Below are 14,563 nucleotides of genomic sequence, written 5' to 3'. Positions count from 1 at the left end.
GGAGAGCCAATCCATGAAGGCCGCTGAGCCCGCCCGCATCGTCTTTCTCGACCGTGACACCATGCCGGCCGATATCCGCCTTCGCCCATTCGCATTTCCGCATGAATTGGTTGAGTTCGGCAGCACCCGGCCCGATCAGGTGATTGAAAGGATTATTGGTACCGATATCGTCATTACCAATAAGGTGCCTCTGCGCAGTGCCGAACTGGCATCAGCGCCGACGCTGCGCCTGATCGCAATTGCGGCAACCGGCTCCGACGTCGTCGATATCAAGGCTTGCGCCGATCGTGGCGTCGCCGTCTCCAATATCCGTGGCTACGCAGTCAACACAGTGCCCGAGCATACGTTTGCGCTCATTCTCGCGCTGCGGCGAAGCCTGACCGCCTACCGTGACTCAGTACGTATGGGTCGTTGGGCCGAATCTGGGCAGTTCTGCTATTTTGATCACCCGATCAATGATCTCTCCGGAGCCACGCTCGGAATCATCGGCGACGGCGCGCTCGGCCGCGCGGTTGCCGATATCGGGCGAGCTTTCGGAATGCGGACGCTGTTCTCGTCTTACAAAGGTGTCTCCGGCATGGGTCCCCTCTACACGCCATTCGAGGATGTCCTGCGGCAGAGCGATATCATCACCTTGCATTCGCCCTTGATGCCGCAGACGCGCAACATGATTGCAGCCCCGGAATTTGCACTGATGGAGCGCAAGCCTCTTCTTATCAACACGGCGCGGGGTGGCCTTGTCGACGAGGTTGCCCTGGGCCAGGCGCTCCGCTCGGGTCAGATTGCAGGAGCAGGTTTCGACGTGGCCACCGTTGAGCCGCCGTCTGCCGACCATCCGCTGATGCGGCTCGTCGGGCTACCGAATTTCATCCTTACTCCTCACGTGGCATGGGCTAGTCGTGAAGCTGTCCAATCACTCGCGGATCAGCTCGTCGACAATGTCGAAGGATTTTGGAGCGGCATGCCGAGGAACATAGTGGCCCAGGTGGAATGAGGGCAGACTGGTGATTGCAGGTCAGCAGCATCAAGAAGAGAGTTCCCGCATTGTTCTCAGGCGACAATCAAAAGGCCCCCTGTTGGTCAAGGAAATTTCGAGCTCGAACGACGAAGAACTTTTTCTGCTCCCTCGTACTGTATGCCAAAGTCTTGCCCGGCCGTACAACGGGACAAGGGAAAATCCGAAATCATGATCATGGACCGTGGAATTGCCGACGCCGGCTCGATGGACGAGGGAGCTCTGCCTGGGCTTCGGTCGCGGCTTCTCAACCGCCGGGCGTTTCTGTTCGGCTCCGCTGCCGGTCTCGCCGCACTTGGCCTGGCCGGTTGCGCATCCGACTACATGAGCTTGGCCGAGGCGGAGAAAGTCTACGGGCCCGTGCCCGACGAGAAATTCCCGATCCCTGCGGTCGATGTCAGCAAGGTCAATCCGAAATATTTTCGCAAGACGGTGCGTTACGACAGTGATGAAGCGCCCGGTACGATTATCGTCGATCCCGGCAAATACTATGTTTACCGCATCGAAGGCGAGGGAAACGCGACCCGCTATGGCGCCAATGTCGGCCGCGATGGATTCCGGTGGAGCGGGGAGGCTTATGTCGGACGCAAAGCCGAATGGCCTACCTGGACGCCACCCAAGGAGATGATCGCGCGCCAGCCGGAGGCGGGCAAATATGCTCGCGGCATGCCAGGAGGTCTCGACAATCCACTTGGTGCCCGCGTGCTCTACCTCTATCAAAATGGGGTGTACACGCTTTACACGATCTATAGCACCAGCGACCCCGAAACGATCGGAAACGGCATTACGAGCGGCTGTACCGGCCTCCTCAGTCAGGACATGATCGACCTCTATTCGCGAACGCCCGTCAAAACGAAAGTGATCGTGCTGCCGGCTTAGCGTAACGGCATTGGCCGCCGGTCCTGGAGCCGTTGTCGATCGAATCGGTCTCTGCCGCATTGCTCCCCAAAACGGGAATTTTCTGAGATTGGGCTGGAGACTTCGGCAGTTTGGGCTCGAAAGCTCTAGATTGGGAGGCAGCGGAGACCGCCCTGCCCCGAAGCAGCCGGCCATTTCCGGCCTATTCTCGTGTCTTTTCAGGCACTTGGCTGATGCGCACTGCATGGCTGGGGCGGGAGGGATCGAACCTCCGTATGGCGGAATCAAAATCAGGCGGGATGTCGAGCAAGATCAACGCGCGTTCTGAATTTCAGGCTGTTTTCCGGTCTCGAAAGATCAATAGGTTAGAGTGCAGTTCAGAATGAAGAGGCGACAGAGCTGGATGACGCTGCTCGGACGCGGCCATCCGCCGGCTGCTCGAGATCGGGTTAAAGGTGAAGGTACGAACTCATGGACGACGATTTCAGGAAGCAGCACGCCAGGCTCGTGCGGGATTTGGCCAACCAGGCGGCCGACCCATTCATCAAGCGACGCCTCCAGGATCTGGCGTCAAGGTACGAGGTCAACAGGCGTACCACTCCCCTGACGCCGCTGGATCTTGAGATTGCTAATCCCGCCCGCAAACCGGATGGCGCTTCTGAGCGATGAGCGTGCGCAGGCTGGTCGAGATCGGGCTGAAGGCGAAAAAATGATCGCGAACGAAATGCTGGAGCTCGAGGAAATGGCGGTGAAGCTGGAAGTCGCCGCCAAGAAGCTTCCGCAGGGGCCGGACCGCGGCGAATTGCTTCGAGACATTGCGAGATTTCGTGCACATTTGATCGATCTGAAGGCGAAGGAAAAATAACGCCGGGGGACGAGACCATGAAGCCGCTACTCGGACTTATCGCGCTGCTCTTTACGACCAGTGCGTTTGCTCAAGCAGCCCCACCAAAGGCGGCGAAGAGGCCACCCGCTCAAGCTAGGCCGCACGCGCCAATGCCTTGCAAGCTTGTCGGCACTGTAAGGGGCATCAAGATCTGGGCCGGTGACTGCATTGGTGCAGAGCCCCCTGCGGCAGCTCCGCCATCAGCGCCCCCTCCCGCGCCGCCCAGTGGCGCGAGCGCTCCCGGAGAGAAGCAGTAGGATCACTTCCTTGACACACGGTTGGCGGCGACGTCGTTCGTATGATCCCCATCGACACTCGCGACTATGAAAAGCTGCATGGCGAGCATCCCTCGGGCCGGAGATACTGGGTCATTCCGTCTCGTGACCCTGAAGGGTCACGTCATCTTTCGGACCGCTAGTCCGGTCACCTATGTGATCGCCTGCGACGATGCCAGGAAGCGCGCCGAAGCCCTTGGTGCGGCGTCCATCATCGTTATCGCCTGAGGGTGGACGGCGGCTAAACAACCGGCGAAGAGCCGCGCATGGCTAGACGTGTGAGAAGTCAGGAAGCAGCTTACATTCTCAATGCGCGCGAGCGAAAAGCCCTCGGTAGGCTGACCGAGGGCATGGGCCGTGACTTCCTGATTAAGGGCCAGTTTGCGGGCATCGGCGACAAGACGCTCGCCACACTAGTCGAGCTAGGGCTAGCTGAGACCGGCCCATCGAAACGCTATTGCGGCGAGATCGGTTGGCGCATTACACCGCGCTCGCGCTGGTTCGTCACAATGCGGCGTCTGTTCTCAACGTGCCTTTCGGCGAGTTTTATCTGTTCATCCAAGGTAGGCATGGCCGGTAGCCTTGCGTAGCTTTACCGCTAAGCAATTAGCGTTTCGAGCTGGTTTCTGTTGATTTGGATCAAGCATGCCACGCCGGGACATCCGCTTTTGGGGCGCGAGCCCTCGCCTTGACCTAACTCTTGATTGCCCGAAGTGTCGTAGCCTCAACCGGTGGCGGCTTTCCGCCTCGCGCGCTTGGCGCGATCATCGGACATGGCAGGCCCCCAGAAGATCACCTTCGGCGACATGCGCTCGATGGGCGTGCGCGGCGTCCTGGTCTACTGCGCCGACTTCCAGTGCAGCCACTCACTTGCCGTCATGGCCGATCGGTGGCCGGACGATCTGAGGCTGTCCGACGTCGAGCCTCGCCTCGTCTGCTCGGCCTGCGGGCAAGCGAGGCGCAGACGTTAGACCGAACTTCAATTGGGACGCCAAGGGTCCGATCGGCGGCATGGGGTATCGGTGAAGCCAGATCTTTTCAATCGGTAAACCACCGATGTGGCAGGTGGGCTACAACCGCCAAAAGCAGGCCACCGAGCGCGAATATTGATGCACTATTACGGTATTATGGCGCAAACGCCACAAGCCCCTGCGCATCTCCCTTCATGGCTGCGGTTTCTGAAGACTGACGGCCTTCACGCTGCGTTCGGCGATCTAGCCAAATCAGGTATTCGGCGTGTCGCGCCCGCCTTTCGCAGGCCGCTATCTGTCTATGCGCTTCGTCCAAAAGCCGGTGGCTTTCGGCGATGGCCGCGTCGGCACAAGCTAACAACGCATCGAGGTCCGCATCCATGCTATCCAGCATACTGCCGGACGGCAGGAAACTCACGGGCTGGGTTTGAACCTTCCAATAAGATTCGGAGGGTCCCAAAGCTCAGCTAGGTCGGAGACGGCAAGAGCCTTCGCCTGTTCTATGGCCTGCTCTTTGGTCTCACAGCGCAGCTTTTGCACTGAGATAATCGAGCCCTCCCGCGTCAGCACGTATGCCCGATACTCTTTCATTTTCCAGTTCCGGGTTGGATCGGCATAACCGGCTAGATTTCTTTCAGCCCATCTAATTCGGTATCGGGCTTCCGCCCTCCCATACCCAAGCCTCTGTCGGCTTCCAAAAATGCACCTCTCCGCAATGAGGGCAACTGACCGGCACGGCGACGCTTGGCAACGACTCAAAGTGCACTGTCTCAGTATCCGAGCCGGTTTGCACGGGCTTTCCAGTGCGAGGACAGCGCATGAGAATATCGGGCATGTTGCCTAAATTTCTTCTAGCACTACTTGTTCCAATTCGAGCGCTGCAACGCACGCTAGGAAAAAGATCGCAGTAAACGATCCCCGCTTGAGCTTCATGGTGATCCCGGCCTCAGTCTCCTCCTTGAGGCCGTGCTTCTTCAACCGCTTGACCAACTCGGCATAGGTCACATCAGCTTTCTTCATTTCCGACTTCAGGAATGCACTGGCGCGCTGGCCCCATTCCTCTTCCGCCTTGGGTAGCACCATGGCATCTCCTATCGATTCCGTGAGCTAACAAATACGATAGACCCGGCTTGACTTCCAGCCAAACGGTTCATATTCGTTAGCTATCACATTCGATAGGATGCGGCAATGCGCGGCAGGCCCACGAAAGACCCTCACACCAGACCGGGCCATCACGACCGTCGCTTTACGAGGAACCAAAGCGGCAAGCGCAAGGTTGTAGTGATAGTTCGGGAGCGCGATGGCAATTCGGTCCCGGCTGTTTTCAACACAGAGAGCCAAGCAGCTTCGTTCATTCGCGCACGCATCGCGAAGGGCACGGTCGTGCATGCTGACGAAGCTGGCGCGTGGGATAATTTGCATGAGCGGTTCGAAGTTAAGCGCATTAATCATCAAGAGGCGTATTCGCTCGATGGCGCTTCGAAGAACTGGGCTGAAGAGTACTTCAGCCGCTTGCGCCGCGCTGAAATCGGCATCCATCGCCTGGAGGCCGGCAAGTCCAAGCTGGCAAAGCTGCTCGAGCGCCGGCCCGAGGGAACCTTCGTGGCGCCCTATGAGCGTGGCGAGATCGGCCCCGACCTCTTCCACGCGGCGTGCCAGATGAACCTCGAGGGTCTGGTCTCAAAGCACCTCGGGCGCCAATATCGACCCAAGACCTGCGACTGGGTGAAGGTGAAGAATCGCCATCACCCGGCATTCAGACGCGTGGTGGATCAGTTCTAATGGCTGGCATCGAAATCTACGCCAAGCGATACGACGACGAGCACGGTCACCCGCCCGCCGGTCGCCGCTTCTGGATTTTTCAACTGGTCTCGAAGCTCGGCCACGCGACCTTCCTGCTCACCGGCGAGGTTTTGGTCTACGAGAAGGCGCTCGAGGTCGCCATCCAGGCCGCGGAGAAGAACAAGAGCGTCCGCATCATCGTCGAGCCCTGACTGCACGCGAAAATGCCCACCCAAGGAGCCGTCAAACCCCTGGGTGGACAGTGCGCCCGCTTTAACGTGACGTCCCGCGGGCGAGGCTTCTCACCACAATACAACGCCAGCCGCCATAACGAATGTTAAGTGCGCGCAGACGAAAATGCCCACCCAAGGAAGAGGCTGATCATACCTGGGTGGGCACTCGCCCGCTTGAGGTTGTCGGCACCCGCGGGCCACGCTTCTCACCACAATACAAGCCCAGCCGCTATAAAGCATGTTAAGCGGGGTTCGGTTAGCGGTCTGCCCTCTCGAGAACCGTGATGCCGAGGTAAACGACGCCGATGCTCGCAAGAAGGATCACGAACGAAGTTTGCAAGCTTGTTGACGCCGATCCACTCACTCTGCAGGTCGCCGCCCCAGAAGGCATTGATTCCACGCGGCTCCCAGGTGCCATTTCTGAATAAAACAATAGGGCCGACCACCCCTGCCAGAAATCCGGTCAGCACAGTCAACCAGCCGATCGCTTTCATCGCTTCAGCCATTCGGTCTAGCGCGAAGCGCCCCTGCGCAGACGAAAATGCCCACCCAAGGAAGAGGCTATACCCTGGGTGGGCATTCGCCCGCTTGATGATCCGCAAGATCATCCCGCTGGCCAGGCTTCTCACCACGGTCCTAATCGAGGCGCCATAAAGAATGTGAATCGGCACCTCCAGCGATCCAATGCAATGGATCGCAGTTTCAGCGTCCCGCTGGCGCAAGCAGTATGGTCAATAGGTCGGCTAGGTCGACGATTGCTCACGGCAAATCGCGCGCCCTTCTTCAGGAGACGCCGGGCAAGGTCTCGCCAGCGGCAGCTATCGGGCTTTCCATTCCTGCAGCAATTGTAAAGTGGGTCCACGGCGTGACGCCAACCCCAGCGTCGGCAAGCGACGCCCATTGGTCAGGCATTGACCTGCCGAAACGTTTCGAGACTAGCGTCCCGGCCGAGGCCACACTAACTCACGTCAATTCTGCGGGGCTTGGCCTGCTCTGCTTTAGGCAGCACGATTGTGACCACGCCGTCTTTCATCTGAGCGCTGATTTTGCTCTGGTCGATCTTGTTGGAAATCTCGAAGCTGCGGGCGTAGTGGCCCACGATGTATTCTGTGTAGATCGGCTGCATCCCCTCATACTTCGCGAAGTCAATTCGACCTTCAATCGTCACGACGTCATCCTCAACACGGGCCTCGAGGCTGTTGCGATCGACGCCCGGCATTTCGAGCGCGACCGTCAGCGCCTCGGGGGTCTCGAAGATATCCGTCACCGGGACAAACACTCGCCCCGGCGCCGTGCCCTCGGTCTTCTTCTCGACTTCGCGCTTTTGCTGGACCTGCAGCTCCTGTGATTCTGACATGGCACTGGCTCCTTAGCTGATTTTGATCGAGCGCGGCTTGTCGACGTCCGCCCGCGGTATGAACAGCGCAAGTATGCCGTCACGATATTCGGCGATGCGATCAGGTTCGATTCGAATCGGGACTGATAGCGTTCGGTCAAACACACCGGAGACGCGCTCGCGACGATGGACGCTCGCCTGCTCTCCATAGGCGATTGTCTTCTTGCCCCTGATGCGAATGGTATTCTCCTTCGCCTCGATCTCCAGGCCGCTCTTGTCTATACCCGGAAGCTCGACAATGGCCACGAAGTCGTCGCCCTTCTGGAATATGTTGATCGGTGGAAAGCTGCCGCTCGCGGCAGTACCGCGTCCCATCCAATCGCTTGCGATTCGTGCGTCGAGAGCACGCTGCAGCGTCGATAACGCTTCAAAGGGGTCGCTGAATCTGACAAACATAGATTCCCTCCATACGTTGCAAGTTGCCTAGCACCGCTTGACCCGTTTTGCAGGACGCGCTTCGCGGTCGGCATGCGTCCGTCAACGTTGCCCAATCGTGAGGAGCTGCACGACGCCTCCCAGCTCTGCCGCGCTCCCGAGACATCAGCGTCTCAGCGACGCCGCTGGTCTAGGATCAATTCATCCTTCGAAAACCACCGGATCTCCTTGGTCACAGTCGCGCAACTGACGAAAATGCATGCATCTCCTCCTTGGCGGTCTAGCGATGTCATTTGATCGGAGCTGGTAACCAGCCCCGGCGGAAATCGACCTAGGAAAGGCAAAAAGCCGGTTCAAGAGGCCCAGCGAAAATTTTGGTACTGGCCGAAACAGGCCACTCGCCAAATCAAAACCGGCCACTCTCCGCAGAGCCATCAAGGAGTGAACCATAAGTGAGCGCTGTTCACTTTTGGCTAGCCCATGCCTACAACGAAGCCGCGCGCTGCGATGAGAACGGCCCGGTCGCACGGGTAGAAGGGCTGGGTTTGACAACCGGGCCGTCACAGCCGGTGCCGACCGGCCCAGTAGTCTACGAAATCTGATTCGGTCGGAACGATGGCGGCCTGTTCGCCGGTCCTAATGAGGACACTCAGTCTTCCGAATTAGGACATAGGCAGGCCACACCGATTAATGAGCGTTGCGGGCATCGAGGGCTCCGCTCGGAAGGGGACCGCGATATCGGAGGTGCGGCCCCGGCATGGCCCCGCCGGGGCCGTTTCGTTTTGGAGACATTGAAGCTTGGCCACGGGCGCATGCGATAGGAACGGCGGTGCGGCGCGCGTCTTGTTCTGGCGCGCTTCACCCCGAAGCGCGCGTGGGCCGCCTCATGGCCCACTCGCCCCAGACTTAGCCCCGGCCCGAAAAGGTCGGGGCCTTTCTTCGGTCATTCTCGCGAATGCGAAATAGGCGGCCACTTCAACACCTGCCAACTCGACAGGAACGATCCTGGCCAAGGGAGATTAAGCAAGCTCGGGGCGGAGGCAACGCCCAGAGTGCCAGATCAGCCTTCGCCTCTTTGTCAGCCCCAGCGCAAATCCTTCTCCCCGCAGGAACCGCTGGGGCTGATCTATGTTCGTCGCAAATGCGAAATAGGCGACCTTACTTATTTCCTGACTGGCGTTTTGGTTTCTCCGATACTGGCGCAGCGGTCGCAGACGAATACATGCCTCACTACCTGCTCAGCTGGGACCAGAATCGATTGCGACCAAGCCATCTCAACGTTGCACTCCGGACAGATCGGAGTGGACAGCTGCTCAATTGAGTCCCTAAGCGTTTTCATCTGAGGCTAACCGGTTCTCCAGACGTATTTCTCAACCGGCGGCAATGACGTAAGAGAAGTGAAGGAACGGAACTCTTTCCGTTCCGTCCTTCGATCCAGATCAAAGTTGTGTTGCTGGCGCCTCTTCGCGTCGCGCGATTGGCGCAATCATCCGCCATGGCCGGTCCCCAGAAGATCACCTTCGGCGACATGCGCTCGATCGGCGTTGGCGGCGTCCTGGTCTATTGCGCCGACTTCCAGTGCAGTCACTCTCTTGCCGTCATGGCCGATCGCTGGGCTGACGATGTGAGACTTGTCAGACGTCGAGCCCCGGCTCATCTGCTCGGCATGCGGTAAGCGCGGTGCCGACGTCCGACCGAACTTCAAGGCACATCCAGGGGCCTGCTGGGCATGTGGGGACCAACGCAGCCATTCGGCCATCCTCGCGCCGGCTTCTGCTTGCCCGGCCAGCTTGACTAGCGCTTCTCTCACGGCCCTTGAGATTACCGCTGCAGCTTTATCGCGCAACTCTTTGGCTCGCTCCAAGAGGCGCGCTTCCAGCGTCTTCACTTGAGCAACACGGCGTCTCCGCTTCTTCGATCCCATGACAATCACCCTCGTCCAAGTTCCCTGCCCGGAACGGAACTCTAAATCGTAAGGTGAGCATAAGGTTCCTGAGCGCAGGCACGAACAAGGCACGGTCACCACCACTCGTCCACGATTTGGCTGCTCGCCCTGGTCTGATTTCTCAATGGCGCAGCTATTGCGCGGCAGTGACCATCCACTCCAGCTGGTCGCATCGGAGCAGGCTTGTCGACGGGGTCGCAGCCCGGTCACGATTGAGGAGCTGGCGCGAACCCTCCCCACCACCGGTCGCTCTTTTTGGCCTGGTTCAACTGAACCGCTCAGCCAAGTCAGTCCGAAGCACAGGCCATCCCCGCTCTCCAGGCCGGCTTCTGGCGGTTTTCGCTTTTGACGCTTCCAGATGTAGCATCCGCGCGTTGGGGAGGTTTACGAAAAACGGAACCAGAGAACCATCAAGACGATCATTCCAACGGCGACCTGCCCGGTCACCAGAATGATCAAAAATCGTAGGTTCGATTCCATGTCCAGTACATGTGGCGTTAGCCGTCAACTTACCAGTACGGAACTCTGCGACAATCACGTGACCCATCAACGGCTCCGTATGACTCCGGTACCGGTTAGGGGACAACGGATTGCAGCTGAGCCAGGCTTTTACGCAGCCTGGACTTCGGCCCGCACTTATTCACGCGTAGGGACACAGCCTTCTTTTGGGATAGAGAATGTTGCATCGAAGCCGAGTACTGCTCGAAGGCCACTTCGCGCACAACCACGTGTTAGAAAAGGTCGGGTACGATAATAAATTCGCTGAGCGTTTCCGAGCTCCCCGGTTTGAAAGGGTTCCGACTGAGGCGGCCCTTACTCCGGCGGTGCAAGCGGTGTTTGGTTGAGAAGCTGCGAGATCGCCGTAACGATCTGCGCTGGCGCAAACGGCTTGCTGATGAGGACGCTATTGGGGACGCCCTGCGAGAGCCATTGATCAGCTGCCGCTCCCGTAGTGTAGACCACGCACATATCTGGATTGATCTCTCTCCGCTGATCGCGATCCATTGGCACAAATTGCATAGATCCGCACGCCATAATCCGGAGTGCCGGCCGGCTCTTCCATTTGGTGAGTCTTCAGCCGGCTGGGGCCGCTCGGCTTATCCCAGTCATGGGCGGCCCCACCTCTGCGCCTCCTTTAATCCTCAATGTGCACAGAGTGAGAACGCTTTGGCACACCACTGAAAACGAGCCAAAGATAGAACATCCGAACATCCACAGCCTACTCGCCGTACTTCCCACCGGGGTGTCAGGCTTAAGCCTTGGCTTGTGTTCCCCTAATCATAGGACCCTGCACAAAATTAAACAGACGCCCAAATCCGAATCTGCAAAAATTCGCTATTTCAAAACGGAAAAATTTCGGAGGGCGTGATGCCGGCCAGGTTATGGTCCCTAGAGGATGACCAGCGGCTGCTGCAGTTGGTTCGCGAAACGCATTTGACGCAGCGCGAGATCGCTCGAAAGATTGGCCGAACCGAAGCTGCGGTAAGCAACCGGCTGACGATCATCAGGAGGCGGGTCGCGGAGAGGCACTCCGAGTTGCCGTCGCGGTTGGTCAACGGCAAAGGATAAACTTTCGGCCGCGCCTCTCGCCGGGACGCTGAGGCCGTCTCTTTTAAGGGACGCTCTTCAAAACAATATAGACGCCTGAGCGGTGCCCCCCGTTTCGGCAGCGTCCCGGGCCGTGACGGCCAGCGACCAATCGTCGTTCGCGCGATCTATCTCGACATAAAGCTTACCTCGGTGAAATCCTGGATTTCCCGAGATCAGTTCGAGATCCTTCACGCAGATCATCGTTCTGAACACCAGGAAACTTCTGACCGGTGTCGGCCGCGCCCACAACGCGAGTGGACGGAACGTGTCCTACACCCCTCTCAGGCCGCCTGCTTTGCTTCCACTGTCAGCGCATCGAGCAGCCTCGCCTCCTCTTCAATTCTGCTTCGATATCGCTGCCGCTCTGCGTTTGAAGTCGCGGTTTCGAGCAGAAACTGGTAATGCCCGATAACTTTGTGGCTGCTTCGGATGAGAAATTCACGAATATCACCCATAACGATGCTCCTTCGTGGCCGCGCCGCATGTGGCTTGTTTGGGCGATATCGGAGGGGAGAACGCAATTCCGGCTTCAAGCAACTCGCCCAGCGACTTGCGCTCTTCCTCGAGGCGTTTCTCGATAAACCGGCGTTCCAGATCGGTGAGATCGGTCTCCAACAGACGGCGATACCTGCGGATGTTATTTCGATGAACACGAAGACGCGCCAGCTGCTCGTCGGCGCTTGAGGTCTTCCCGGAAGATTGATTGGCTCTGTTTGACCAGCGCCGTTCAATCGCGTCGATAATGTGCTTTGGCAGCGGGATTCTATCCATGGTCGCCTCCTACGCCACCAAAACTCGATCAGTGGCCTGCAATCGCTTCGGCTTGCTGCCGGGCGGTTGGCGCGGATCCTCTTCGTCGAGCGCAGAAAGTGCCCTGAGAATCTCGTCAAGCTGGATCGGCCACTTCGGCTCGAAGTGAGCCCGTAGAGAGGGCATGGACGTAACCGCGGATGCATCCGATGTCCAGGAAGCCAAACGCTTCGTTTTCTCTTCCTTTGTCAGCAAAAGATTAGACAGGACATCCGCCGGACGCGCGTATCTCATTCGAGATAGGATCCCGAGTTCGATGACATTTTTCATAGCAGCGGTCGTCGGCCGCATGATTGCCTCCATTTCTAAGACGAATTGCCCGGGCCGCGCGAGCAATCTCGCGCGGCTGGGGCGGCCGCTCAGGCGGCTCTGGCTTCGATTTGGCTGCTCGGCGCACCGGCGCCCTGGATCGCGATGCGTCGTGGCTTCATCGCCTCGGGAATTTCGCGCTGCAGGTCAACGACGAGCAAGCCGTTATTGAATCGAGCGCCCTTGACCTCGACGTGGTCGGCCAGCGTGAACTGCCGCTTGAAATTGCGCGCTGAAATGCCGCGATGCAGGAAGGTCTTCCCCGCTTTCTCGTTCTTTCGACCCTCAAGCGTCAGCACGTTCTGCTCGGCGGAAAGCACGACTTCATCCGGCGTGAAGCCGGCGAGCGCCACCGCAATCTCGAAACGGTTCTCGTCGAGCCGCTCAATATTATAGGGGGGATAGCTGTCTTCGGCGGTCCGCTGGGCCTCGTCGAGAACATCAAAAAGACGGTCGAAGCCGATGGTCGACCTCCACAGGGGAGTCCAATCATACCTCATAGCCAAATCCTCCTTAGAGCAAGATGGGTACGAGCCGGCACCGGACACCTGCCGGCGCCCGCCTTCCCAGGGCCCCGAAGGCGCCCTCACCGCTTGTGCGGCGACAACAGAATTTGTTAAACCGAAAAAAGTTTCAAGGGGTCTGCACATTTTTTTCGACCCAAAGATTATTAGGATTACGGAAACACTATTCCCCGCCCGATTGGAAACCAGAAGTGAGCACCAAACTAAACGCGCTTGCACTAGACGACGCCATCCGCCTCAAGTGGGTTCTTCGCGACATCCGGGCCCGGCGCTTCATTTTATGCCCCCCTGATCCGGCCGATCTGGAGACGCTCATCCGCATGGGCTTCGTCGAAATCAACGGCGATGAGCCGACGCTGACGCCGGCTGGTTTCGACCAAATCTGAGGGGAGGTTCGGGGCCCAGCGGGCCGCTTGCAGCAGTCTGGCGACGGTCGCGCTTCTCGGTTCACCGGCCGCAACCGTGTCCACCTTGCGCTTGATCAGATGGTCCGGCTTGTTTGATTTAGCCAAAACCCGCAAGCCACAAAACGCGGTTGGGCACGTCATGGGTCTCCATCAGAGAAGCGCTGCCATGGCTGAGATCCCTTCCCTCGCTCGACGATATGCACCGCGGGCCGGAGGGCATCTTCGTCAACCCGTTCGAGGCCGGCGCGATCGGGCCCGACCTCTTCCGGGCGGCCTGCGACATGGGGCTCGAAGGGATGGTGTCAAAGCGGTCCGATCGACCAAACCGCGGCAGCCGGTCGAAGCAGTTCGCGTCTGGTATTTTTCCGTCAATAAAGACGACCGCGGTCGGCGCCCTCACGCGACGAGCACATAGACAGCCACGTCACGAGACCGCCAGCCAGACCGGCGACAGGCGGAAATAGAGCCGATCGCGGTTCATGGCCGATGGCACGCCACAGGGCCGGTGTGGACCTTACAGCGCCCCCTCCAATTGAGGCGGTCTCGGTTGTCTGCAATCATCGCAAAAAAAGCCAAGCCACGCTGGCAATTAGGGCCAGAAACGACACTGCCGCAGCGCAGGCAAAGGCAATCTCCAGACCGTCGATATGATGATGGTCGGATTGCATCATGACCTCCCAATCTAGATGGGCACCCTAGGACCTCCGGACAGAAGCCACTCCGTCAAATGGGCGGCAGCGTCATTATCTCTGGCTCTCCTCAGGAGAAACTCCCGCTCTCGACAAGGGGGAAGTCCTCTAGCCCGCTCGCGTAATCGCTTGGCTTCGTTGGCAAGACGTTCTTCAAGGGAAAATATCTGCTTAACCCGGCGTCGCCGCTTCATGGCTCCTCTCTCCTTTCTCCAAAGCTGACGTTGCCTGCCCCAAAAACGAAAAAACCGCGCCGGACCCGGATTCCAAGACACCCTTCTGAAAACGAGAAAAGCCGCGCCTTCAGTAAACCTAGCAGGTTGGCATCGCCGGACTCGCCTGCTGAATTCGCCCGACAAGACGAGCCGTATGGCTCCGATGCTGTGCCTGAACATGACCCGCAGCGGCCTGGAAGTCTTGTCATTGGACATCCGTACCGCTTAGTTCGGAAGACACACGAATGCGGGATCATCCAACGCTCGCCCAAACGCTCCAACC

General features: G+C 58.7%; 18 protein-coding genes. 10 read left to right on the top strand and 8 right to left on the bottom strand.

Annotated features, from left to right (window positions below; all coding sequences use genetic code 11):
* Positions 1-13 precede the first annotated feature (13 nt).
* From JQ586_RS33240 to JQ586_RS33210, 7 genes are all read left to right on the top strand, one after another.
* Positions 14-994 carry a D-2-hydroxyacid dehydrogenase gene (locus JQ586_RS33240; protein ID WP_212398859.1) on the top strand — a complete coding sequence of 327 codons (981 nt, stop codon included), beginning with the start codon at positions 14-16 and terminating at the stop codon, positions 992-994.
* 192 nt (positions 995-1,186) lie between these two features.
* Positions 1,187-1,894 carry a L,D-transpeptidase gene (locus tag JQ586_RS33235; protein ID WP_212398858.1) on the top strand — a complete coding sequence of 236 codons (708 nt, stop codon included), beginning with the start codon at positions 1,187-1,189 and terminating at the stop codon, positions 1,892-1,894.
* A gap of 450 nt (positions 1,895-2,344) precedes the next feature.
* A complete protein-coding gene (locus JQ586_RS33230) occupies positions 2,345-2,542 on the top strand; it encodes a hypothetical protein (RefSeq protein ID WP_212398857.1) in 198 nt (65 codons plus the stop codon).
* Positions 2,523-2,738, top strand: coding sequence for a hypothetical protein (locus JQ586_RS33225; protein ID WP_212398856.1), 216 nt, complete (start codon positions 2,523-2,525; stop codon positions 2,736-2,738). The genes JQ586_RS33230 and JQ586_RS33225 overlap by 20 nt, the downstream gene beginning before the upstream one ends.
* A gap of 356 nt (positions 2,739-3,094) precedes the next feature.
* Positions 3,095-3,262 carry a hypothetical protein gene (locus JQ586_RS33220; RefSeq protein ID WP_212398855.1) on the top strand — a complete coding sequence of 56 codons (168 nt, stop codon included), beginning with the start codon at positions 3,095-3,097 and terminating at the stop codon, positions 3,260-3,262.
* Positions 3,263-3,300: 38 nt separating this feature from the next.
* On the top strand, positions 3,301-3,624 hold the full coding sequence (locus JQ586_RS33215) for a hypothetical protein (RefSeq protein ID WP_212398854.1): 324 nt from the start codon (positions 3,301-3,303) through the stop codon (positions 3,622-3,624).
* A 183-nt stretch (positions 3,625-3,807) separates the two neighbouring features.
* Positions 3,808-4,005 carry a hypothetical protein gene (locus JQ586_RS33210; protein ID WP_312017048.1) on the top strand — a complete coding sequence of 66 codons (198 nt, stop codon included), beginning with the start codon at positions 3,808-3,810 and terminating at the stop codon, positions 4,003-4,005.
* Between the two features lie 840 nt (positions 4,006-4,845).
* Here the strand turns inward: JQ586_RS33210 and JQ586_RS33205 are convergent.
* Positions 4,846-5,088, bottom strand: a complete 243-nt coding sequence (locus JQ586_RS33205) for a DUF6471 domain-containing protein (RefSeq protein WP_249148505.1) — start codon at positions 5,086-5,088, stop codon at positions 4,846-4,848.
* A 105-nt stretch (positions 5,089-5,193) separates the two neighbouring features.
* On the opposite strand from JQ586_RS33205, the gene JQ586_RS40795 reads away from it, so the two are divergent.
* Positions 5,194-5,787, top strand: a complete 594-nt coding sequence (locus tag JQ586_RS40795) for a transposase (protein ID WP_249148504.1) — start codon at positions 5,194-5,196, stop codon at positions 5,785-5,787.
* Positions 5,787-5,999: a hypothetical protein gene (locus JQ586_RS33195; protein ID WP_212398853.1), complete on the top strand. Its 213-nt coding sequence runs from the start codon at positions 5,787-5,789 to the stop codon at positions 5,997-5,999. Before JQ586_RS40795 ends, JQ586_RS33195 begins: the two co-directional genes overlap by 1 nt.
* 979 nt (positions 6,000-6,978) lie before the next feature.
* Here JQ586_RS33195 and JQ586_RS33190 read toward each other — a convergent pair.
* The 7 genes from JQ586_RS33190 to JQ586_RS33160 form a co-directional block, all read right to left on the bottom strand.
* Complete coding sequence (locus JQ586_RS33190) at positions 6,979-7,377, bottom strand: Hsp20/alpha crystallin family protein (protein WP_212398852.1); 399 nt, start codon at positions 7,375-7,377, stop codon at positions 6,979-6,981.
* Between the two features lie 12 nt (positions 7,378-7,389).
* The gene (locus tag JQ586_RS33185) at positions 7,390-7,812 is read right to left on the bottom strand and encodes an Hsp20/alpha crystallin family protein (RefSeq protein WP_212398851.1); all 423 of its coding nucleotides are present in this window, start codon (positions 7,810-7,812) and stop codon (positions 7,390-7,392) included.
* A gap of 1,465 nt (positions 7,813-9,277) precedes the next feature.
* Positions 9,278-9,715 (bottom strand): hypothetical protein, encoded by a 438-nt coding sequence (locus JQ586_RS41370; RefSeq protein ID WP_212398850.1) that lies wholly within the window; start codon positions 9,713-9,715, stop codon positions 9,278-9,280.
* A 1,892-nt stretch (positions 9,716-11,607) separates the two neighbouring features.
* Positions 11,608-11,781, bottom strand: a complete 174-nt coding sequence (locus JQ586_RS33175) for a hypothetical protein (RefSeq protein ID WP_212398849.1) — start codon at positions 11,779-11,781, stop codon at positions 11,608-11,610.
* Positions 11,774-12,097: a hypothetical protein gene (locus JQ586_RS33170; RefSeq protein WP_409334577.1), complete on the bottom strand. Its 324-nt coding sequence runs from the start codon at positions 12,095-12,097 to the stop codon at positions 11,774-11,776. The genes JQ586_RS33175 and JQ586_RS33170 overlap by 8 nt, the downstream gene beginning before the upstream one ends.
* A 9-nt stretch (positions 12,098-12,106) precedes the next feature.
* Complete coding sequence (locus tag JQ586_RS33165) at positions 12,107-12,427, bottom strand: hypothetical protein (protein WP_212398848.1); 321 nt, start codon at positions 12,425-12,427, stop codon at positions 12,107-12,109.
* Between the two features lie 68 nt (positions 12,428-12,495).
* A complete protein-coding gene (locus JQ586_RS33160; RefSeq protein WP_212398893.1) occupies positions 12,496-12,945 on the bottom strand; it encodes an Hsp20 family protein in 450 nt (149 codons plus the stop codon).
* 215 nt (positions 12,946-13,160) lie between these two features.
* On the opposite strand from JQ586_RS33160, the gene JQ586_RS33155 reads away from it, so the two are divergent.
* Entirely contained in the window at positions 13,161-13,355 is a 195-nt protein-coding gene (locus tag JQ586_RS33155; protein WP_212398847.1) for a hypothetical protein, read from the top strand.
* Positions 13,356-14,563 lie beyond the last annotated feature (1,208 nt).

Source organism: Bradyrhizobium jicamae (assembly GCF_018130215.1).
GTDB classification, from domain to species: Bacteria; Pseudomonadota; Alphaproteobacteria; order Rhizobiales; family Xanthobacteraceae; genus Bradyrhizobium; species Bradyrhizobium jicamae_A.
The sequence above is the reverse complement of the archived record's forward strand: the minus strand, read 5'-3'. Positions and strand labels throughout refer to the sequence as shown.

Bases quoted from the DNA above. Each gene is read 5' to 3' on its own strand.
- JQ586_RS33240 (WP_212398859.1), top strand. From the start codon at position 14: ATGAAGGCCGCTGAGCCCGCCCGCATCGTCTTTCTCGACCGTGACACC.
- JQ586_RS33235 (WP_212398858.1), top strand. From the start codon at position 1,187: ATGATCATGGACCGTGGAATTGCCGACGCCGGCTCGATGGACGAGGGA.
- JQ586_RS33230 (WP_212398857.1), top strand. From the start codon at position 2,345: ATGGACGACGATTTCAGGAAGCAGCACGCCAGGCTCGTGCGGGATTTG.
- JQ586_RS33225 (WP_212398856.1), top strand. From the start codon at position 2,523: ATGGCGCTTCTGAGCGATGAGCGTGCGCAGGCTGGTCGAGATCGGGCT.
- JQ586_RS33220 (WP_212398855.1), top strand. From the start codon at position 3,095: ATGGCGAGCATCCCTCGGGCCGGAGATACTGGGTCATTCCGTCTCGTG.
- JQ586_RS33215 (WP_212398854.1), top strand. From the start codon at position 3,301: ATGGCTAGACGTGTGAGAAGTCAGGAAGCAGCTTACATTCTCAATGCG.
- JQ586_RS33210 (WP_312017048.1), top strand. From the start codon at position 3,808: ATGGCAGGCCCCCAGAAGATCACCTTCGGCGACATGCGCTCGATGGGC.
- JQ586_RS33205 (WP_249148505.1), bottom strand. From the start codon at position 5,088: ATGGTGCTACCCAAGGCGGAAGAGGAATGGGGCCAGCGCGCCAGTGCA.
- JQ586_RS40795 (WP_249148504.1), top strand. From the start codon at position 5,194: ATGCGCGGCAGGCCCACGAAAGACCCTCACACCAGACCGGGCCATCAC.
- JQ586_RS33195 (WP_212398853.1), top strand. From the start codon at position 5,787: ATGGCTGGCATCGAAATCTACGCCAAGCGATACGACGACGAGCACGGT.
- JQ586_RS33190 (WP_212398852.1), bottom strand. From the start codon at position 7,377: ATGTCAGAATCACAGGAGCTGCAGGTCCAGCAAAAGCGCGAAGTCGAG.
- JQ586_RS33185 (WP_212398851.1), bottom strand. From the start codon at position 7,812: ATGTTTGTCAGATTCAGCGACCCCTTTGAAGCGTTATCGACGCTGCAG.
- JQ586_RS41370 (WP_212398850.1), bottom strand. From the start codon at position 9,715: ATGGGATCGAAGAAGCGGAGACGCCGTGTTGCTCAAGTGAAGACGCTG.
- JQ586_RS33175 (WP_212398849.1), bottom strand. From the start codon at position 11,781: ATGGGTGATATTCGTGAATTTCTCATCCGAAGCAGCCACAAAGTTATC.
- JQ586_RS33170 (WP_409334577.1), bottom strand. From the start codon at position 12,097: ATGGATAGAATCCCGCTGCCAAAGCACATTATCGACGCGATTGAACGG.
- JQ586_RS33165 (WP_212398848.1), bottom strand. From the start codon at position 12,427: ATGCGGCCGACGACCGCTGCTATGAAAAATGTCATCGAACTCGGGATC.
- JQ586_RS33160 (WP_212398893.1), bottom strand. From the start codon at position 12,945: ATGAGGTATGATTGGACTCCCCTGTGGAGGTCGACCATCGGCTTCGAC.